The sequence below is a fragment of the Streptomyces sp. NPDC034084 genome (genome assembly GCF_055575535.1).
The window spans coordinates 819,776-840,451 of record NZ_JBVISK010000001.1; the positions used below are offsets into that span (position 1 = coordinate 819,776).

Below are 20,676 nucleotides of genomic sequence, written 5' to 3' on the forward strand. Positions count from 1 at the left end.
GAGATGGGCGGCGTGACCACCTGGACGCACCAGATGGCCCGGGAGTTCACCGACCGGGGCCACCGGGTCCACGTCATCGGGATCAAGCCCGCCCCCGCGGGACGGGAGCACGAGTTCCCCGAACCGCTCCCGTACGCCACGACCACCCTGTACGACGCGCATCCACCGCAGCTGCGGCCGCTGCGCGGCGTCAAGGGCAGGCTCAACGCCGTCGAGCGCCGGCGGCACGCGGCCCGCGCCGCCGGCATGCGCGAGCGGGCCGACCGGATGACCGCGCTGTTCGCCCGCGCCCGGCCCGGCGCCGTCCTGATCGTGACCCAGGTGTGGGCGATGGAGTGGGTGTCCCTCGCCGACACCAAGGGGCTCCTCGTCATCGGCATGAGCCACGAGTCGTACGCCGCCAGCGCCGCCACCTCCCGCCTCACCCGGGTGAAGCGGCACTACAGGGACGTCGACCGGCTGCTCATCCTCACCCCGGGCGACGCGGACCACTGGATCCGGGCCGGCATGGACAACGTCGGCCACATGCCCAACGCCCTGCCCTTCATGCCCGCGGTCCCCGCCCCCCGCAGCGAGAAGGTCGTCGTCTCCATCGGCCGCCTCTCGCACGAGAAGGGCGTGGACATGCTGCTCGACAGCTGGGCCGAGATCGCCCCCCGCCACCCCGACTGGACGCTGCGGATCTATGGCACCGGGGACGAGGAACAGCGGCTGCGCGCCCGGACGACCGAGCTGGGCCTCGACGGGTCCGTGGAGTGGAAGGGCCGCACCAACGACGTCCTCGGGGCGCTCTCCGAGGCCTCGGTCTTCGCCCAGGCCTCGCGCGCCGAAGGCTTCCCGATCACCCTGCTCGAAGCGATGGCCACCGGACTGCCCTGCGCCGCGTTCGACTGCGCGCCGGGGGTCAGGGAGATCATCCGGGACGGCGAGGACGGGCTGCTCGCCCGGCTCGGGAACACCACCGAGCTCGGCGGCCACATCAGCACGCTCATCACCGACAAAGAGCTGCGGGACCGGATGGGCGACGCCGCCTTCGTGAACGTGAAGCGGTACGCCGCCGACGAGATCACCGACCGCTGGGAGGCGCTCTTCGCCTTCCTGGAGCGCTGAGGGTTCACCGGGACGACGGAAGGGCCGGGGAGTCTCGCACTCCCCGGCCCTTCCCCACATGCTCCGCGGTCAGACGGTCGCGCCGCGGCGGGAGACCCAGCCGGCCCAGGCCGACTCGATCATGTCGCGGACGTCGTGACGGGCCTTCCAGCCCAGCTCCGAGGCGATGCGGTCGGCGGCGGCGACGACCCGGGCGGGGTCGCCGGGGCGGCGCGGGGTGACCAGGGGCTCGGCGGAGTGGCCGGTGATCTCGTTGATCAGCCGGACCATCTCGGTGACGGAGACGCCCTCGCCACGGCCGATGTTGACGGTCAGGTCACGCGGCTCGCCCGCCGCGGCCCACTCCGCGAGCTTCCGGGCGGCGACGAGGTGCGCGTCGGCCAGGTCCTCGACGTGGATGTAGTCACGGATGCAGGTGCCGTCGGGCGTGTCGTAGTCGTCGCCGAAGATCCGCGGGGACTCGCCGGCGTCGAGGCGCTCGAAGACCATCGGGACCAGGTTGAAGACCCCGGTGTCGGCCAGCTCGGGGGTGGCCGCGCCGGCCACGTTGAAGTAGCGCAGGCAGGCCGTCGAGATGCCGTGCGCGGCGCCGGCGGCGCGCACCAGCCACTCGCCCGCCAGCTTGGTCTCGCCGTACGGGCTCAGCGGCAGGCAGGGGGTCTCCTCGGTGACGAGGTCGACGTCCGGCATGCCGTAGACGGCGGCGGAGGAGGAGAAGAGGAAGTTGCGCACACCGGCGGCGGCGACGGCCTCCAGGAGGACGGTGAGGCCGACGATGTTCTCGCGGTAGTAGTGCAGCGGCAGCTCGACGGACTCGCCGACCTGCTTCTTCGCCGCGAGGTGGACGACGCCCGTCACACCGTGCTCGGCGATCGTCCGGTCCAGGACCTCGCGGTCGAGGGTGGAGCCGACGACCAGGGGCACGCCCTCGGGCACCCGCGCCTCGTACCCCGTGGACAGGTCGTCGAGGACGACGACCCGCTCGCCCGCCTGCGTCATGGCACGGACCACATGGGAGCCGATGTAACCGGCACCACCGGTGATCAGGTAAGTCATGCCCCAAACCCCTTTCGCTGTGATCTACGGGCGAGCCTGTGGAGCTTGGCTCCGACCGCCTGGAGCCCGTCGCGGGCACCGGGTGCGAGCCGTACCGCCAGCGAGCCGTTCGCCGTCGTGTACTGCCGCACCAGCAGTACACCGTACCGGCTGCTCGGCACGACCGAACGTCGCTGCCGCTCCTCCGGCAACCGCAGCGCCGTCGTGAAGGTGCCGCCGTCGGCGCAGGTCACCGTCGCCCGGACGTCCCAGAGCTGCACGCCCCGGAGCCCGCGGCGGCGGCCCTCCCGGGCCAGGCCCGTGAGTTCGGCCCGGACGCGGCCGGACCAGCCGCCGGTCACCTCCGAGAGTTCGGCCCGCTCGGTGAGGACGGGCGTGTCGGCGCCTCTGGGCAGGAAATCGATCGTGGCGGTACGGGGAAGGGCGGCGCGCAGCCGTCCGTACAGGTCCCGGACCGTGAACCGCAGTTCCCCGCCGGCCACCCCGGCGCGCAGCTCGCCGTCGACGAGCAGCGGAAGCCCGGCGAGCGGCAGGCCCTCCACGCCGTCCAGCTCCACGGGAAGGTCCTCGGACCAGACGGCCGCTCCCCCGCTGCGGGCGAAGGGCGGGAGCAGCCGGGCGGGCTCGGCGGCGAGCCGGGCGAGCCGCTCCAGGTCCCGGGGCTCCTCGGCGGCGAGGACGAGCCGGGCGGCCCAGCGGGCGGGCGCGGCCGCGGCGGCGATCGCGCTCTCGCCGAAGGTGCCGATGTGCTCCCGGGCCAGCGCCCACCATTCCGTCCGGTACGCGGCGTCACGGAGCCTCAGCTCGCGGGCGTACAGGCGCAGGTCGTGTTCGAGGAACTTGGTGCGGCAGGCGGCGGCCAGTTCCTTGCGGCCGGCCTCCTCGAAGGTCTCCACGGCCATGCGGTGGGCGGCGATCCGCGCCCGCCAGTTGGCGATGCCGTCGCGGTCCAGGGAGATCGAGGGCCGCGCCGTGTCCCGGCGCACGTGCCAGATGTAGACGGTGTCGGGGACGACCGCGACGCGCGGCGCGGCGGCCAGGACGCGGGCGGTGAAGAGGAAGTCCTCGTAGACGCAGCGGCCGTCGGGGAACCGGATGCCGTTCTCGGAGAGGAAGGCCCGGTCGTACACCTTGTTGACGCAGAGGGTGTCGTGCACCAGCGGCACGAGGTCGGACGCCGTCTCCAGGAGGGCCGGCTCGTGGTAGAGCGCGGGCTGCCAGCGCACATCGCGGCCCTCGGGCAGCTCCCGCCGGACGCAGGCGCCGACCGCGACGGGGGCTCCGTGCCGCTCGGCCGCCGCCACCAGGGCCTCGGCCGCGCCCTCGGGCAGGACGTCGTCGCTGTCGAGGAATATCACGATGGGGGCGGTGACGGCCCGCACGCCGTCGTTGCGGGGGGTGCCGCAGCCACCGCTGTTCTCCGCGCGGTGCACGACGCGCAGCCGGGGGTGGACGGCGGCCAGTTCGTCCAGGACCCGGGCCGTGCCGTCGCTCGATCCGTCGTCGACGGCGACGACCTCCGCGACCACGGGGCCCTGGTCGAGCACGGACCGGATCGCCTCACCGACCAAGCCCTCGTCATTGTGTGCGATTACCACAACGCCGAGCTTTCCTGCCACCTGAGGGGAAGTGATACTAGTCACGCCGAGGATGGTACGGGACCCGGCCACCCGATCGGCCCCCTTCCGGCCCGCCGCCGAAAGCACGGAAGGCGGGACGGCCCAGGGCCGCCCCGCCTTCCCTCACCCGGGGAGGAGACCTCCTAGAACGGGTCGAACTCGTCGTACTCGCGCTGCGGGTCGTCGCGCTCGGCCTCCCGGTCACGACGGCGCTGGGCCGCCGGCCGCGGGGCCTCCAGACGGTGGTCCTCACCGCGGCGGCCGAGCATCTCGGCACCGGCCATCATGGTGGGCTCCCAGTCGAAGACGACCGCGTTGTCCTCGGAACCGATCGCGACACCGTCGCCCGCACGGGCACCGGCCTTCATCAGCGCGTCCTCGACGCCGAGGCGGTTGAGGCGGTCGGCCAGGTAGCCCACGGCCTCGTCGTTGCTGAAGTCGGTCTGGCGGACCCAGCGCTCCGGCTTCTCGCCGCGCACCCGGTAGACGTCTTCCTGCTCGTCGTACGTGACGGTGAAGCCCGCGTCGTCGACGGCCTTCGGGCGGATGACGATCCGGGTCGCCTCCTCCTTCGGCTTGGCCGCGCGTGCCTCGGCGACGATGCCGGCGAGGGCGAAGGAGAGCTCCTTCAGACCCGTACGGGCGACGGCGGAGACCTCGAACACCTGGTATCCGCGCTCCTCCAGGTCCGGGCGGATCATGTCGGCGAGGTCCTTGCCGTCAGGGATGTCGATCTTGTTGAGGACGACGATCCGGGGCCGGTCCTCCAGGCCGCCGTACTGCTTGAGCTCCTCCTCGATCACGTCGAGGTCGGTGACCGGGTCGCGCTCGGACTCCAGCGTCGCCGTGTCGAGGACGTGGACGAGGACGGAGCAGCGCTCCACGTGGCGGAGGAACTCCAGACCGAGGCCGCGGCCCTGGCTGGCGCCCGGGATCAGGCCCGGCACGTCGGCGATCGTGTAGACGGTCGAGCCGGCCGTGACCACGCCGAGGTTCGGGACGAGCGTGGTGAAGGGGTAGTCCGCGATCTTCGGCTTGGCGGCCGACAGGACGGAGATGAGCGAGGACTTGCCCGCGCTCGGGTAGCCCACGAGCGCCACGTCGGCGACGGTCTTGAGCTCCAGGACGATGTCCCGCGCCTCGCCGGGCTCGCCGAGGAGCGCGAAGCCGGGGGCCTTGCGGCGGGCCGAGGACAGTGCGGCGTTGCCGAGCCCGCCGCGGCCGCCCTGGCCGGCGACGAAGGTGGTGCCCTGGCCGACCAGGTCGGCGAGGACGTTGCCCTGCTTGTCGAGGACGACGGTGCCGTCGGGCACGGTCAGGACCAGGTCCTGGCCGTCCTTGCCGGAGCGGTTGTCGCCGGCACCGGGCTGACCGTTGGTCGCCTTGCGGTGCGGCGAGTGGTGGTACTCGAGGAGGGTGGTGACGGACTGGTCGACGACCAGGGTCACATCGCCGCCACGGCCGCCGTTGCCGCCGTCGGGGCCGCCGAGCGGCTTGAACTTCTCCCGGTGAACGGAGGCGCAGCCGTGGCCTCCGTTACCCGCGGCGACGTGCAGCTCGACGCGGTCCACGAAGGTGGTCATGGTTCTGTGCCTCCAGAGAATTACGGGTGGAATGTCTATCTAGTAACACGCGAAAGGCGGACCCTCTTCCCTTCCGGGAAGTGAGGTCCGCCTCCGCAAAGATCCGATCAGGCGACCGGAACGATGTTCACGACCTTGCGGCCACGGTGGGTGCCGAACTGCACCGAACCGGCCTGCAGGGCGAACAGCGTGTCGTCGCCGCCACGGCCGACGCCCGCGCCCGGGTGGAAGTGCGTGCCACGCTGGCGGACCAGGATCTCACCCGCGTTGACGACCTGACCGCCGAAGCGCTTCACGCCGAGCCGCTGGGCATTGGAGTCGCGCCCGTTCCGGGTGGACGATGCGCCCTTCTTGTGTGCCATGTCTCAGTCCCTCTTACTTCGCAGCCGCGGGGATACCGGTGACCTTGATCGCCGTGTACTGCTGACGGTGACCCTGGCGACGGCGGTAGCCGGTCTTGTTCTTGTAGCGCAGGATGTCGATCTTGGCGCCCTTGTGGTGGTCCACGACCTCGGCCGTGACCTTGATACCGGCCAGGACCCACGGGTCGCTGGTCACGGCGTCGCCGTCGACAACGAGCAGGGTCGAGAGCTCGACCGTGTCGCCAACCTTGGCAGTGGAAATCTTGTCAACCTCAACGATGTCGCCGACAGCAACCTTGTGCTGGCGACCACCGCTGCGCACGATGGCGTACACGCGGATCTCTCTCTCACTCGGGGTGGAACCTCTGAAGCCAGCCGCTCACACGGGCCCGGGGGCCCGCGGCGTTCCGGAATCGGACGAGCGGCCTCTCCCGACGAGCGGGAGGGAGGTGCTCAGAGGCGCGGCGCATCGATAGACACGCCGACGGTCTAGGTTACGGGCGGCTGCCACAGGGGGTCAAATTCGCCCGTCCGGCGCGGGCCGCCCCTCCGCTCGGGGGAGGCGGCCCGCACTGACAGGTCAGTCCTGAGCCGGGGCGGCGGTCTTCTCCGCCGCCTTCTTGGCCGTGGCCTTCTTGGCGGTGGTCTTCTTCGCCGCCGTCTTCTTGGTCGCCGCCGTCTTCTTGGTGGCGGCCTTCTTGGCCGTGGCCTTCTTCGCGGTCTTGCGCGCGGCCGTCTTCTTCGCCGGCGCGGCCTCCGCCTCGGACTCGGCCTCGGCGGGCGCCTCGGCGGTCTCGGCGGTCCCGGCCGGGGCCGTGGTCACCACGACGACGGCCGCCTCCTCGGCGCCCGAGGGCGAACCGGCGGGAGCGGTGGCCTTGCGGACCACCCGGCGGCGGGCGCGCGGCGGGGCTGCCACGGGGGCATCCTCGGCGGCGGGCTCCACGACGGCCTCGGCGGCGGGCTCGGCCACCGGCTCCGGCGCCACGGCCGGCTCCGGCGCCGGAGCGGGCGCGGCGGCCGGCTCGGTGACGACCTCGGCGGCCTCGTCCGTGGTCGAGACGACCGGGGACGTCACCCGGCGGGTGGCACGGCGACGGCCGCGCGGGGCCGGGGCCGCGGTCTCCTCGACCACCGGCTCGGGCTCCACGACGGGCTGCGCCTCGGCGACCGGCTCGGCGGCGGGCGCCGGCTCGAAGTCGACGGCCTCGGTCTCCACGACCGGTGCCGGAGTCGAGACGACCGGCGCGGACACCCGGCGGGTGGCGCGACGGCGGCCACGGCCGCGCGTGGCGGCGGCCTCCGCCTCGGCGACGGAACCGTACAGCTCCTCGTCCGGGGCGATCGGCTCCGGCAGGGCCACCGGGGCTGCCAGCTCCGCGGCGACCTCGGCCTCGGTCTCGGTCTCCTCGGTCTCCGGCTCCACGGCCTCGTGCTCGTGCTCGTGGGCGTGCTCGGCGCCGCCGCGGCCGCGCTTCTTCGAGCGCTTGCCGCCGCCACCGCCACCGGCCGTGGCCGGCTGCTCCATGTGCACGATGACACCGCGGCCGTTGCAGTGGACGCAGGTCTCGGAGAAGGACTCCAGGAGGCCCTGGCCGACCCGCTTGCGGGTCATCTGGACCAGGCCGAGCGAGGTGACCTCGGCCACCTGGTGCTTGGTCCGGTCCCGGCCCAGGCACTCCAGGAGGCGGCGGAGGACCAGGTCGCGGTTGGACTCCAGGACCATGTCGATGAAGTCGATGACGACGATGCCGCCCAGGTCGCGCAGGCGCAGCTGGCGCACGATCTCCTCGGCCGCTTCGAGGTTGTTCCTCGTCACGGTCTCCTCGAGGTTGCCGCCCTGGCCGGTGAACTTGCCGGTGTTGACGTCGACGACGATCATCGCCTCGGTCTTGTCGATCACCAGCGAGCCGCCGCTCGGCAGCCAGACCTTGCGGTCCAGCGCCTTCATGAGCTGCTCGTCGATCCGGTACGTCGCGAAGACGTCGACCTCGCTGGTCCACTTGGACAGGCGGTCGGCCAGGTCGGGCGCGACGTGCGAGACGTACCCGTGGATGGTCTCCCACGCGTCGTCGCCGCTCACGATGACCTTGGAGAAGTCCTCGTTGAAGATGTCGCGGACGACCCGGACGGTCATGTCCGGCTCGCCGTAGAGGAGGCTCGGCGCGGACGTCGAGAGCTGGGCGGCCTTCTTCTGGATGTCGGCCCACTGCGCCTGCAGCCGCTCGACGTCACGGCGCAGCTCGTCCTCGCTCGCGCCCTCGGCGGCGGTGCGCACGATGACGCCCGCGTCCTCGGGGACGATCTTCTTGAGGATGGTCTTCAGGCGGGCGCGCTCGGTGTCCGGGAGCTTGCGGCTGATGCCGGTCATCGAGCCCTCGGGGACGTACACGAGGTAGCGGCCGGGCAGAGAGACCTGGCTGGTCAGACGGGCGCCCTTGTGGCCGATCGGGTCCTTCGTGACCTGTACGAGGACCGACTGGCCGGACTTGAGGGCGGACTCGATGCGGCGCGGGCCGTGGCCCATGCCGAGCGACTCGAAGTTGACCTCGCCGGCGTACAGGACGGCGTTGCGGCCCTTGCCGATGTCGACGAAGGCGGCCTCCATGGACGGCAGCACGTTCTGGACCTTGCCCAGGTAGACGTTGCCGACGTACGAGGTGGCCTGCTCCTTGTTGACGTAGTGCTCGACGAGCACGTTGTCCTCGAGGACGCCGATCTGGGTGCGCTCGCCGTTCTGGCGGACGACCATGACGCGCTCGACGGCCTCACGGCGGGCGAGGAACTCGGCCTCGGTGATGATCGGGACGCGGCGGCGGCCCTGCTCGCGGCCTTCGCGGCGGCGCTGCTTCTTGGCCTCCAGACGGGTCGAGCCCTTGATGGACTGGACCTCGTCCGCGCCGGTGCCGGGCTCGGCCTTCTCGCGGGCCGGGCGGGGCTCGCGGACCTTGACGACCGTACGGACGCCGTCCTCCTCGCCCGCCTCGACGTCGCCGGAGGCGTCCCCGCTGCGACGGCGGCGACGGCGACGGCGACGGGAGCTGCTGGAGCCGCCGGCGTAGCCCTCGGCCTCGTCCTGCTCCTCCTCGCCCTCCTCGGCCTCGTCGGTGGTCTCGTCCTCGGCGTGCGGCTCCTCGCCCTCCTCGGTCTCCTCGACCTCGGTGAGCTCGCCGCGACGGCGACGGCGGCCGCCACGGCGGCGGCGACGGGACGGGCGGTCCTCGTACTCGTCCGTCTCCTCGGCCTCCTCGGCCTCGTCGATCTCGTCGGCGACGGTCTCGACCTCGGGCTCGTCGGCGACGGTGACCGGGACGGGCTCGACGGCGACGGGCTCGCCACGGCGGCGACGGCGACGGCGGGAGCCGGACTCGGCGCGCTCGGCGGGCTCGGGGGTCTCGACGACCTCGGGCTCGACGGCCTCGATCTCCTCGACCGTCTCCTCCTCGTCCTCCGGCTCCACCGTGACGGCGGCGGCCGCGGCGGCGGTCTCCGGGGTCTGGAACATGGGCTCCGCGAAGACCGGGGCCTGGAAGACGGCGACGGCGGGGCGCGCGGCGCGGCGCGTCTCCCTGATCGGGGCCGGCTCGGAGGTGAACTGCGGGGAGGTGGCGCGGCGGCGGCCGCGGCCACGGGTGGCGGCGGTCTCGGCGGCGGCGACCTCGGCCTCGTCGGCGGCGATCTGCTCGACGGCGGCCTGGGGCAGCGACTCGCCGGTGGCGGCCGTCTCCGCGGTCGCCTCGGGCGAGGTGACCTTACGGGTGGCACGGCGGCGCGCACGGGGGGCGGGCGCGGCGGCCTCTTCCACGGCCTCGACGGCCTCGGCGACCGGCTCGGCGGCGGGAGCGGCGACCACGGTCTCCGCGCTCTCCTCGGCGGCGGGCGCGCCGGCCGGGGCGGTGGCCTTGCGGGTGGCGCGGCGGCGGGTACGGGCCGGCGGCGCGGCCTCCTCGGCGGCCTCGGCGGCCGACGCGGCGGCGGCAGGCTCGGGGGCGGCGGTCTCCGCGACCGGCTCGGCGGCGGCCGGGGAGGTCACCGGCGAGGTGGCCTTACGGGTGGCACGGCGGCGCGGGCGGGCGGGGGCGGCCTCGGGGGCCTCCTCGACGGCCTCGGCCGCGGCGGTCTCCACGACCGGCTCGGCGACCGGCTCGGCGACCGGCTCCGCCACGGTCTCCGCCGCGGGCGCGGTGGCCTTGCGGGTGGCCCTGCGGCGCGTCCGGGGCGCGGGGGCGGCCTCGGTCTCGGCCGGGGCGGCCTCCACGGCGGGGGCCTCGGCGGCCGGGGCCTCCACGGGGGAGGTCTCGGCGGCCGCGCCCGTCACCGGCGGACCGGCGGGGCGGGAAGCGGCGCGGCGCCTGCGGCGCGGCGGCAGCTTGTCACCGGGGGCGTTGGTGTCTTCGTTGGACTCGAGCATGCGGGGTTCTCCCGTCACGCTCCCGGGCGCCGCGCCTGGTTCCGGTCCGGCGGCACGGTCGCGCCTGTGGCGCGGTGCCGCCGTCCGGGGCGCGGGCGCCGCACGGGAGCTCTATGTCTGGCTCGCCGGTTCCGTACGCCCTGTGCGGACGGCCTGGCGAAAGTCTTCTGGTCAGTGCGCTGCCCGACCCAGGTGGCTCCCGAGTGCCAGGGCGGCGCTACGACGACCGCTCCCTACGCGGTACCGGCACCCGGCGCCGTCGCTGAGGCGGTCGCGGCGGCCGTGGGTGAAGCGGCCGTGACTGCCTCGCGGTCGGGCGCGAGCGGGTCGGTCACCGTGCCGGACTCCTCGTCGAAGAGCCCCTGCGCCAGCCTGGTCACCGCAGCGGGGACCGGCGGCGCCAGGTCGGCCACAGCTCGGAGACCGGACAGGACGTCGTCGGGTCGCACGGCAGGTGTCACGTGCCGAACAACCAGCCGCAGTATCGCACAGGCGCTGTCCAGCGGCCTATCACCCTGGGGATCGCCCTGGGGACGGGCGGCCGTCAGCTCGGTCACAGCGGAACGGGCGTCGAAGGTGCGGACTCCGTTCTTGGTCTTGCGCTGTACTTCCACCGTCTCGGCCGCGAGAAACGCCTCGACGGCCTTCTCGGCGTCCTCGACGGCGACGCCCTCCAGGCGCAGCTCCCACACGGAGGCGGTGAGCCGGTCGGCGAGACCCGAGGTGCGGGCCTCGACGGCGTCGGTGATGTCGAGACCGGCCGGGAGGGACTCGTCGAGCAGGGCCCGCAGGGTCTCCGGGTCGCGTGCCTCGGTGAGCGCGATCTCCAGGTACTCGGCCTCGGAGCCCGTACCCGTCGGGGCGGCGTTGGCGTACGACACCTTGGGGTGCGGGGTGAAGCCGGCCGAATACGCCATGGGCACCTCGGCACGGCGCAGGGCACGCTCGAAGGCGCGCTGGAAGTCACGGTGGCTGGTGAACCGGAGGCGGCCGCGCTTGGTGTAGCGCAGTCGGATGCGCTGCACCGCCGGTGCGGGCGGCGGGCCTTCGGGCTGTCGCTTGCCCAGTGGTTCTTCTCCTCGGTGCGGGGCGGACGCGGGTGGCGCTCCGCCCGGAAGCTCTTGGGCGTCCCGTGGGCTCCCGCCCGGTTCACCCCCGCTTCCGCGGGGAGATCTCGGGGGCGGGCGCCGCGCCGGGGACACTCCTTGTACTACCCAGAGTACGCGCCCGGGCCACCTCGGGTTCCCCGGAGATGTGCCGGGGAGGCCGGCGGGCGGGTCAGCGGGGGCCGCCGAAGAGGGCGGTCCGCATCTCCCGGGCGGCGGTGCGGACGGCTCGGCCGACGACGGCGAGAGGCTCCCACACCCAGGTGCGCAGCCAGTGGCCGACCGGGGTGAGGATCACGCGGTACACCCAGGCGAGGGGACGGCCCACCGCGTTCCACAGCACCCAGCGGAGCGCCCGGCCGAGGGCCCGCGTGACCTGTCCGGCGATCCGCCAGGCCCAGGCGAGGACCTCGCCGGCGAAGCGGCAGACGGGGCCGAGCACGTACCGCCAGAGCCAGGTCAGCGGGGTGACGAGGAGAAGGTCGACGACCCACCAGAGGGCCTTGCCGACCGGGACGAGGACCCATTCCCAGAGCCACAGGAGGGGGACGACCAGGAGGTGGTGGAGCAGCCATCCGAGGGCTCGGCCGACCGGGGCGAGGATCCAGCGCCACAACCAGCGCAGAGGAACGACCAGGAGGTGGTGGAGCAGCCATCCGACAGCTCGGCCGACCGGGGCGAGGATCCAGCGCCACAGCTGGCGCAGGCACCAGGCCAGAGCGTCCCAGACCAGCCGTACGGGCAGGACCACGACGAGGACGACGGCGCGCGCCACGCCCGTGAGGCAGCCCGGGTTTTCCGTGTTCATGCCCGGAACGACGTGCCGGGCGCCCGGCTGGGTTTCCCCCCGGGCCGGCCGAGACCAAGGCGTTACGCGCCGGGCCCCGCCCGAGGCCGTACGGACCGCCCCGCTTCCCGGACCCCGCCCCGTAACCTAAGGTGCGTCACTTCCGTGCGCACGTCCCGCACGCCCCCGCAGCTCGGGGGTTCCCCCTCAATCCGCAGACAACGAGGCTCGGCGTGAAAATATCCTTCATCCTGGTAGACCGCTGTCACATCGGCGGCGTGGTGAGCGCGATCCACAACCTGGCCGGGGCACTCGCGGACCACCACGAGGTCGAGCTTGTCTCCCTCCGCCGCAACCGCGACCAGGCGTTCTTCCCGCTCGACCCCCGGGTGAAGACCCTCGCCCTCTCCGACTACCGGAAGCACTCCCACACGTACGACGGCGACGACCCGCAGATCGAGGTCTTCCCGCACATCTACCCGAACGAGCCCACGGACAAGAAGCCGTGGATCAGCCGCCTGGCCGAGAAGCGGCTGATGGAGTACCTGGCCACGACCGACGCGGACGTCGTGGTCAGCAACAACCCCAAGATCACCATCATGCTGGCCTACGCGGACCGCGACTTCCTGAAGGTCGCCATGGAGCACTCGCGGCCCGCGCGGTACGGCGCGCACATCCGGGAGGCCCTCTTCCGGGACGCGTACCCGAAGATGGACGCGATCACCGCGCCGACGCCGGACGAGTGCCGGACCATCGCCGGGGTCGTCCCCGCCGTGAGCCACCTGCTCTCCCCGATGCCCAATTGCATCCCCGCCCACCAGGGCCAGATGTCCACCGGCGACAACAAGATCGTCGTCACCGCCGGCCTGCTCAAGTCCCACAAGGGCTTCGCCGACCTCATCGAGGCGTTCTCCACCGTGGCGCCGCGCCACCCGGACTGGAGCCTGCGGATCTACGGCTCCGGTCCCGAGCGCGCCAACCTGCGCAAGAAGATCAACGAGACGGACAGCAACAACCAGATCTTCCTGATGGGCCCGGCCACCCCGGTCACCCCGGAGTTCGCCAAGGCCTCCGTGTTCGTCCTCCCCTCCCACCTGGAGGCGTTCGGCAACGTCACCGTCGAGGCGATGGCGGCCGGCCTGCCGGCGGTCTGCTACGACGCCCCGCACGGCCCGCGCAACATCATCACGCAGGGCGAGGACGGCTACGTCGTGCCGCTCGGCGACAAGAAGGCGCTCGCCGAGCACATCGAGAAGCTGATCTCCGACGAGGACCTGCGCCGGAAGATGGCGGCCGCCGCGGTGGCCAACGTGGTCCGCTTCCAGGAGGCCGAGACCGTCGCCCGCTTCGAGCGGCTCGTGGAGACCATGCGGGCCCGCCGGGCCATCCCCCGCACGGCCACCGCCGTGGTCACCCCGCAGGGCGACGTCCGGGTGCGGATCGACGGACTGCCCGCCGACGGCGACGCCGAACTGGTCTGCAAGAACACCCGCAAGAAGGCCGACGAGGTCGTCCTCCCCTTCACCGACGGCGAGACGCTGATCCCCGCGCTCGGCACGCTCGTCGAGGGCGACTGGGAGCTGCAGATCCGCTCCGCCGGCTTCGACATGCCGCTGCGGTCGGCCGGCTGCGACACCCTCCAGATCCTGTCGCTGAAGCTCCCCCGCACCGACGGCCCCGCCCTCTCGCTGCTGCTGCCCCACGCCCACACGGACGGCACGCTGCGCGTGCAGAGCCGGGTCCGCGCCCAGCACGTGGAGGTCGCGGCCCTGAAGGCCGGCGCCACCTCGATCGTCATCGAGGCCGCGGCCTGGGGCGTCGAGCCCGGCACGGGCAGCAAGATCGAGGCCGTCCACCGCAAGGAGACCGACAAGAACTTCTCCTTCCCGGTGAAGCCCGGCGCCGACGGACGCTTCACGGCCACCCTGGACAACGCCTCCGCGGCCCGCCTCCACCAGGCCGGCGCCGAGGACGTCTGGGACCTCTGGCTGCTGCCGGACCAGGAATCCGCCCGCGTCCGCGTCTGCAAGCTGGCCACCGACGTGCTCGTCCCCATGGACGTCTTCACCTACCCGTACCCGGTGGTCAAGCCGTCCGGCGCCCCGGCCCAGGCCGCCGCGGCCCCCAAGCCGAAGAGCGGCTGGCGCGGCCGCCTGTCCTCCGTGCCCGCCGCCGTCGCCCCGCCCAAGCACGAGCTCCGCCCGTACTTCTCCAGCAACGGGCAGCTCTCGCTGAAGATCATCGACAAGAAGTAACCGGTACGACGAACGAGGGAGCCCCGGTCCGCAGCGGCGGACCGGGGCTCCCTCGCGTGGAGGCGTCGCCTACAGCGGCGCGCCCTCCTCGGCCATCTTGAACATCAGGTCGGCCAGCCTCGCCGACGCGTGGCCGTCGTCGAGGTCGCAGAACAGGTGGTGGAACTTGTCGTACTTCTCCTGGTACTCGCCCGCGACCTCGTCCACCTCACGGATGGCCGTGATCAGCTCGTCGGACGTGCTGATCAGCGGCCCCGGGGCGTCGTTCTCGAAGTCGAAGTAGAAGCCGCGCAGCTTGTCGCGGTAGTGCTCCAGGTCGTACGTGAAGAACAGCATCGGGCGGCGCAGGTGGGCGTAGTCGAACATGACCGAGGAGTAGTCCGTGATCATGATGTCGGCGGCCACGTAGAGGTCCGCGATGTCCGGGTAGTCGGAGGCGTCGAAGACGAAGCCGTTACCGGCACCGGGGATGCTGTCCACGATGTTGGAGTGGCGGCGGATGAGGAAGACGTGGTCGTCCCCCAGCCGGCGGCGCGCGTCCTCGAGGTCGACCCGGAGGTCGAACTTGAACTGGCCGCGGCTGTGCGACAGGTCGTCCCGCCAGGTCGGCGCGTACAGCACGACCTTCTTGCCCTCGGGCAGCCCGAGCCGCTCCCGCACGGCCTTGGCCCGCTCCTCGCGGTCCTCGGCGTAGAGGTAGTCGTTACGCGGGTAGCCCGTCTCGGCGATCAGCCCGTCGTATCCCATCGCCCGCTTCAGGATGGGCGTGCTGAACCGGTTGGACGAGACGAGGATGTTCCAGTTCGCCGCCTCCTGGACCAGACGCTCGTGGTAGTTCGGGTCGAACTTCGGCGCGTCGATGTCCAGGCCGATCTTCTTCAGCATCGTGCCGTGCCAGGCCTGCACGATCACCTGGCCCGCCCGGCGCTTGATCCAGTGCGGGAGGTGGCCGTTGGTGACGATGTAGCGCGACCGCGCCAGCGCCTCGTACCACTCGGTGCCCTGGAACCGGACCGCCTTGACCGTGTCGGGGAGCTCGACCTGACCGTCCCTGACGGCCCACAGGTGCTCCACGTCCGAGCCGCGGCGCAGCAGCTCCTCGTGGACCGCGCGCGGGCTGTCGGAGTACTGCTTGCCGTTGTAGCTGACGTACAGCACCTGGTCGCGCAGCGGCAGCTCGCGGCCCGCCTCGTACACCTCCTGCCGCAGCTGGTACTGGCGGTTGTCGCCCCGCTCCATCGGCGTGAGGTCGCTCAGGCAGTTCAGCTGCGGGTGGTCCTGCCAGTGGACCTCGAGCTGGTACTCGCGGCCGTTGTGCTTCCCCTCCAGCGGGAACTGGGACACGGCGAGCCGGTCCACGACGAGCGGCATCGACGGGCCGTCGCCGTCGGCGTCCAGGCGGAACACCCAGCGGCCGGTCTTGAGCGGCAGCCGACCGCCGGTCCCCGACATGGTGGAGGGGCGGAAGGACGCCTCGAAGGTCCCGTCCGGGCCGGTGGTCAGCGGGACGGTCCGCTCGTCGAAGCGGTTCTTGGCGCTGACGACCAGGTGGTGGCCGGAGAGCGTCACCGGAGCGGTGCCCCGGATCGTGAAGGTCCCGTCCTCGACGGCGATGTCCACGATCTTGGCGCGGAGGGGGCGCCCGGAGAACTTCAGATAGCCGTTGGTGCCGGAGAGGACCGCCACCTCGTTCAGCTCGGCGCCCTCGCCGAAGGACGCGGGCAGACCGACCTGGTGGTCGGCCACGCCGTCCTTGACGACGACGCGGACCTTCCGCGGGTTCTCCCTGCCCGGCTCCTCGACCTGGAGCTGCGTGCTCCAGTTGCGGCGCATCGCCTTCGCCGGGTCGGCGCCGCCGGTCTCCGTGGTGTCCAGGTGCTCCGGCAGCAGGGCTATGTCACGCAGCGGGACACGGACCCGCAGCGAGGTCCGGCCACCGGCGGTCCCGGTGACCTCCGCCGGGTACTCGAGCACCTCGCCGCTGCTCTGGTTGACGACGCGCAGGGTGAAACCGGTGCCCGCCTCGGCCGCCTCGCGGAACACGCCGTCGATGACGATCCCGTCACCCTCGGACTCGAAGCCGGTGACCACGAACGGCACCTTCTCGATGCGCAGCTTCAGCGCCGCCCGGCGGAGCTCCGGGACCATCCGGTAGTCCTCGTCCAGCCAGTGGTACGGAGGGTAGGCCTTGCGGTCCGAACCGTACGAGTGCACGGAGCGGGAGCGCACGAGGCCGCCGGACATGACGCGCATGCCCACGTGCCAGAGGCCCTCCTGCCACTGGCCGCCCTTGCGGAAGCGGGCTGGGTCGATGACCGTCTCCCAGCCCGCCCAGTCGAAGCTGTGGCCGCGGCCCGCGTAGCCGGAGGCCGTGGTGGCCTCGGGGTTGAAGATGTTGGCGAGCGGGATCAGCATCCGGCGCTGGGTGCCGTCCTTCTTCAGCTGCAGCACCTTGACGACGCTGCGCTTGCTGTTCTGGTCGACCCGGTCGACCCAGGCGTTGCCGGCCAGCCGCAGCTTGCCGTCCTGCCACTCCAGCTCCGTCAGCGGGGAGCGGAGCTGCAGGTCCTGGTCCATGCGCAGGACCTTCTTGGGCAGCAGGTCCCCGGCGGCTTCCAGCGCCGGGAACTTCGCGTACTTGCGGATGGCGCCGTCGAGCTCGACCGGCTCGCCGAGCCGCTCCGCCTCGATGAAGTCCAGCAGCTCGTTGAGGGCGTGCTTGCGGACGAGCAGCCACTTGACGCGCAGCGCCGTCGGCAGCGCCTTGACCGTCTTCAGGTCGACCTGGTCGAGGTACTTGTTGGCCACGCGGAGGAACTCGGTGCGGTACTCGTCGTTGCCGTCGGGCAGCACGTTGAGGAAGATCCGCAGGTCGCCGGTGAGGACGGTCCTGTCGTACTCGCGCTTCAGCTCGTCGGCGAGCGGCTCCTTGCGGGAGGCGAGGAACCGGCTCACGGACTCCACCGCGGAGGCGCGGTCCCGGGCCGCCTTGGGCTCGTTGCGGCGCTGCGTGATCGAGGGGCTCGCCTCGCCCTCGCGCAGCCGCCAGTAGTACGTGGTCTGGCTGATGATGTCGACGGACTCGGCGAGGTACTGGGCCGGCACGATGACCGGGGTGTCCTCGTACAGCACGCCCTCGGGGAAGCGCAGGGAGTTCGCCTCCCAGAAGTCACGGCGGAAGACCTTGTTGCAGGCGATCCGGTCCGTCAGGAGCATCCGCTTCCTGGAGACGTGCGTCTTCTTGACCGCGCCCCGCGAGAGGAAGCGGTGCATCGGGGACTGCCACACCTTGGTCGAGTTGATGTGCTCCACGTTGCCCGTGGCGAAGGAGGAGCCCGTCTCCTCCAGCGTCTCGATCATCAGCCGGTAGGCGTCCGGCGGGATCATGTCGTCACTGTCGACGAAGGCCAGGAACTCGCTCTCCGGCGCCAGGCTGTCGAGACCCGTGTTGCGGGCGGCACCCAGGCCGGCGTTCTCCTTGCGGATCAGCCGGAAGCGGTCGTCCTTCGCCGCGAACTCCGCCGCGATGGCGTTGGACCCGTCGGTGGACCCGTCGTCGATCATCAGCACTTCCAGGTCCTGGAAGGTCTGCACGGCGAGCGAGTTGAGGCAGGCCGGAAGGTACTGCTCCACGTTGTAGATCGGGACTATGACGCTGAGCCGGGGTGCCATGAAGTTCTGCGTTCCTTTCCGTTTCAGACCCGCTCGACAAGCTCGAGCGCCTGAGAGGGTGACGGGGCGTGCTTTCGGTTTTCCAGCGGACCGACAGAGGACGTCTCCACCCCCCGAGGAAGACCCGCCTGACGGCCGCACGCCCGCCGTCGAACTGCAGTACTTCTCCCGGTACCCGGTCCGCAGCTTAGCTGTCGGCTCATCCGCCCCGGCTCCGGAGCACGGGGACCTGGCTACATGACTCTGCGGTGGCCCCCGGCCACCGCAGCTCTCCAGGATAGACGATCCGCGCCACTGGCGTTCGATCGCCGTTGGGCCTCCTGTCATACTGCGTTCGAGCGGTTCGACTGAGGAGAAACACGGCATGCCGGCTGCAGCTAACCCCCGATTCAGCGTGATCATCCCTGTGTACGGGGTCGAGGGCTACATCCGCGAGTGCCTCGAATCGGTGACCTCGCAGAGTTACCGGGACTTCGAGGTCATCGCGGTCGACGACTGCTCCCTCGACAGCAGCGGTGCCATCATCGACGAGTTCGCCGCCCGCGACCCGCGGGTCCGCGCCGTCCACCGCGCCGAGAACGGCGGCATCGGCGCCGCCCGCAACACCGGCGTCGAGCACGCCCGCGGCGACTACCTGCTCTTCCTCGACGGCGACGACTCGATCCGCCCCGGCTCCCTCCAGGCCATGGCCGACCGGCTCGCCACGGCCCGGGACCCCGAGATCCTGATCTTCGACCACGTCCGCACCCACGTGGACGGCAGCGTCGAGACCAGCAAGACCGGCCCCTACCTGGCCGCCATCCGCGACCAGGTGGTCCGCCCCGTCGACCACCTCGAACTGCTCCGGATCTTCGCCGTCGTCTGGAACCGCGTCTACCGCCGGGACTTCTTCACCGGCGAGGGCTACGCCTTCACCGACGGCCTGTACGAGGACGCGCTCATGGTCTACACGACCATGGCCGCCGCCCAGCGCGTCGCCGGCCTGGAGTACGTGGTCGTCGAGTACCGCCAGCGCCGCCAGGGCAGCTCGATGCGCAGCAGCTCCCCGCGCAAGCACTTCGTGATCTTCGACCAGTACCAGCGGGTCTTCGACTACCTCGAAGGCCGCCCCGGCCTCGACGAGTACCGCAAGATCGTCTTCGAGCGGATGGTCTCCCACTTCCTGTACACCTTCGCCCGGGGCTTCCGAATACCCCGCAGCCACCGTCGCGCCTACCTGAAGCGGGCCGGCCAGGTCTACCGCCGCAACGAGCCCGCGGGCTTCACCCCGCCGCCCGGCATGATCGGCCTGAAGTTCAAGGTCCTGCGGACCGGCTCGTACACCGCCTTCGAGGCCCTCAAGACGGTCAACGGCACCCGCGAGACGGCCTTCGGCGCCCTCGGGAAGTCCAAGCGCTGGGGCGGCCGCAAGGCCCTGCGCGCCTACTACGCCGTGCAGCGCCGGCTCCCCGTCGACGAGAACCTCGCCGTGTACTCGGCGTACTGGGGCCGCACCCCCGGCTGCAACCCGCTCGCCGTGCACGAGGCCGCCAAGAAGCTCGCGCCCGGCATCCGCGGCGTCTGGGTCGTGAACCAGGCGTACGCCCGCGACCTCCCGTCCGGCCTCACCCGGATCGCCCCGGCCACGTTCGGCTACTGGAAGGCGATGGCCCGGGCCAAGTACCTGGTCAACAACGTCAACTTCCCCGACGCCGTGATCAAGCGCCCCGGCCAGATCCACCTGCAGACCCACCACGGCACCCCGCTCAAGCGGATGGGCCTCGACCAGCAGCACTACCCGGCCGTCGCCCGCAGCATGGACTTCGACAAGCTCCTGGAGCGCGTCGACCGCTGGGACTACAGCGTCTCGTCGAACCAGCACTCCACCGAGCAGTGGGAGCGGGTCTACCCGGCCGCCTTCCAGTCCCTGAACACCGGCTATCCCCGCAACGACGTCTACTACCGCGCCACCGCCGCGGACGTGCGCCGGATCCGCGGCGAGCTCGGCATCGCCCCCGGCAAGAAGGCGCTCCTGTACGCCCCCACCGTGCGCGACCACCAGAAGGACGCCTTCGTCTCCCGCCTCGACCTCGCCCGCTTCGCCCGCGAGCTCGGCCCCGACTACGTCCTCCTGGTCCGCGCCCACTACTTCTACGGCGGCGACCCGGAGCTGGAGATCCTCGCCGAGCGGGGCGCGCTCGTCGACGTGTCCCGCCACCCCTCGGTCGAGGAGCTCTGCCTGGCGGCGGACGCCCTGATCACGGACTACTCCTCGATCATGTTCGACTACGCCAACCTCGACCGGCCGATCGTGACGTACGCGGACGACTGGGAGATGTACCGCACCTGCCGCGGTGTGACCTTCGACCTGCTCTCCGGCGAGCCCGGCGACACCCCCGGCGTCATCGCGACCACCGAGGACCAGCTGATCGACGCCTTCCGCAGCGGCGCCTGGCAGGGCGAGCGGGCCGCCTCCCTGCGCCAGGCCTTCCGCGAGCGGTTCTGCGCCTGGGACGACGGCTTCGCGGCCGAGCGGGTCGTCCGCCGCGTCTTCCTCGGCGAGGACCGCCTCCGCCCCCCGGTCGTCCCCGTCCAGGAGCGCACCACGGCCCCCACCCCCGAGGTCGCCGAGGGCGCCCCGCTCCTCCCCCGCGACGACCTGGCCGAGGCCCGCTCGGACCACTGAGCCCGACACACCGAGAGGCGCCCCGGACCATGTGGTCCGGGGCGCCTCTT

Annotated in this window: 12 protein-coding genes; 3 read left to right on the forward strand and 9 right to left on the reverse strand. The window is 72.0% G+C overall.

Annotation, left to right across the window (positions count from 1 at the left end; all coding sequences use genetic code 11):
- Window positions 1-3: 3 nt before the first annotated feature.
- Window positions 4-1,110, forward strand: a complete 1,107-nt coding sequence (locus ACZ51I_RS03820) for a glycosyltransferase (RefSeq protein WP_468871689.1) — start codon at window positions 4-6, stop codon at window positions 1,108-1,110.
- 69 nt (window positions 1,111-1,179) lie between these two features.
- Here the strand turns inward: ACZ51I_RS03820 and galE are convergent, their stop codons facing one another.
- From galE to ACZ51I_RS03860, 8 genes are all read right to left on the reverse strand, one after another.
- Window positions 1,180-2,166, reverse strand: a complete 987-nt coding sequence (galE, locus tag ACZ51I_RS03825) for a UDP-glucose 4-epimerase GalE (protein ID WP_468871283.1) — start codon at window positions 2,164-2,166, stop codon at window positions 1,180-1,182.
- A complete protein-coding gene (locus tag ACZ51I_RS03830; RefSeq protein WP_468871284.1) occupies window positions 2,163-3,836 on the reverse strand; it encodes a glycosyltransferase family 2 protein in 1,674 nt (557 codons plus the stop codon). The genes galE and ACZ51I_RS03830 overlap by 4 nt, the downstream gene beginning before the upstream one ends.
- A 92-nt stretch (window positions 3,837-3,928) precedes the next feature.
- Window positions 3,929-5,368, reverse strand: coding sequence for a GTPase ObgE (obgE, locus tag ACZ51I_RS03835; protein WP_468871285.1), 1,440 nt, complete (start codon window positions 5,366-5,368; stop codon window positions 3,929-3,931).
- Window positions 5,369-5,475: 107 nt separating this feature from the next.
- Window positions 5,476-5,730 (reverse strand): 50S ribosomal protein L27, encoded by a 255-nt coding sequence (gene rpmA / locus ACZ51I_RS03840; protein WP_010041940.1) that lies wholly within the window; start codon window positions 5,728-5,730, stop codon window positions 5,476-5,478.
- A 13-nt stretch (window positions 5,731-5,743) separates the two neighbouring features.
- Window positions 5,744-6,064 carry a 50S ribosomal protein L21 gene (rplU, locus tag ACZ51I_RS03845; protein ID WP_015033583.1) on the reverse strand — a complete coding sequence of 107 codons (321 nt, stop codon included), beginning with the start codon at window positions 6,062-6,064 and terminating at the stop codon, window positions 5,744-5,746.
- Window positions 6,065-6,310: 246 nt separating this feature from the next.
- Window positions 6,311-10,141: an Rne/Rng family ribonuclease gene (locus ACZ51I_RS03850; RefSeq protein ID WP_468871286.1), complete on the reverse strand. Its 3,831-nt coding sequence runs from the start codon at window positions 10,139-10,141 to the stop codon at window positions 6,311-6,313.
- Between the two features lie 233 nt (window positions 10,142-10,374).
- On the reverse strand, window positions 10,375-11,166 hold the full coding sequence (locus tag ACZ51I_RS03855) for a TIGR03936 family radical SAM-associated protein (protein WP_468871287.1): 792 nt from the start codon (window positions 11,164-11,166) through the stop codon (window positions 10,375-10,377).
- A 253-nt stretch (window positions 11,167-11,419) separates the two neighbouring features.
- Complete coding sequence (locus tag ACZ51I_RS03860) at window positions 11,420-12,055, reverse strand: hypothetical protein (protein ID WP_468871288.1); 636 nt, start codon at window positions 12,053-12,055, stop codon at window positions 11,420-11,422.
- A 257-nt stretch (window positions 12,056-12,312) separates the two neighbouring features.
- Between ACZ51I_RS03860 and ACZ51I_RS03865 the strand changes: the two genes are divergently transcribed.
- Window positions 12,313-14,289 (forward strand): glycosyltransferase, encoded by a 1,977-nt coding sequence (locus tag ACZ51I_RS03865; RefSeq protein ID WP_468871290.1) that lies wholly within the window; start codon window positions 12,313-12,315, stop codon window positions 14,287-14,289.
- 69 nt (window positions 14,290-14,358) lie between these two features.
- Here ACZ51I_RS03865 and ACZ51I_RS03870 read toward each other — a convergent pair whose 3' ends face one another.
- Window positions 14,359-17,961 carry a bifunctional glycosyltransferase/CDP-glycerol:glycerophosphate glycerophosphotransferase gene (locus ACZ51I_RS03870; RefSeq protein ID WP_468871291.1) on the reverse strand — a complete coding sequence of 1,201 codons (3,603 nt, stop codon included), beginning with the start codon at window positions 17,959-17,961 and terminating at the stop codon, window positions 14,359-14,361.
- Between the two features lie 364 nt (window positions 17,962-18,325).
- Between ACZ51I_RS03870 and ACZ51I_RS03875 the strand changes: the two genes are divergently transcribed.
- Window positions 18,326-20,626, forward strand: a complete 2,301-nt coding sequence (locus ACZ51I_RS03875; RefSeq protein WP_468871292.1) for a bifunctional glycosyltransferase/CDP-glycerol:glycerophosphate glycerophosphotransferase — start codon at window positions 18,326-18,328, stop codon at window positions 20,624-20,626.
- Window positions 20,627-20,676: the final 50 nt, after the last annotated feature.

Excerpts from the sequence above, each read along its gene's own strand:
- ACZ51I_RS03820 (WP_468871689.1), top strand. The coding sequence starts at position 4 with ATGGGCGGCGTGACCACCTGGACGCACCAGATGGCCCGGGAGTTCACC.
- galE (WP_468871283.1), bottom strand. The coding sequence starts at position 2,166 with ATGACTTACCTGATCACCGGTGGTGCCGGTTACATCGGCTCCCATGTG.
- obgE (WP_468871285.1), bottom strand. The coding sequence starts at position 5,368 with ATGACCACCTTCGTGGACCGCGTCGAGCTGCACGTCGCCGCGGGTAAC.
- rpmA (WP_010041940.1), bottom strand. The coding sequence starts at position 5,730 with ATGGCACACAAGAAGGGCGCATCGTCCACCCGGAACGGGCGCGACTCC.
- ACZ51I_RS03850 (WP_468871286.1), bottom strand. The coding sequence starts at position 10,141 with ATGCTCGAGTCCAACGAAGACACCAACGCCCCCGGTGACAAGCTGCCG.
- ACZ51I_RS03860 (WP_468871288.1), bottom strand. The coding sequence starts at position 12,055 with ATGAACACGGAAAACCCGGGCTGCCTCACGGGCGTGGCGCGCGCCGTC.
- ACZ51I_RS03870 (WP_468871291.1), bottom strand. The coding sequence starts at position 17,961 with ATGGCACCCCGGCTCAGCGTCATAGTCCCGATCTACAACGTGGAGCAG.
- ACZ51I_RS03875 (WP_468871292.1), top strand. The coding sequence starts at position 18,326 with ATGCCGGCTGCAGCTAACCCCCGATTCAGCGTGATCATCCCTGTGTAC.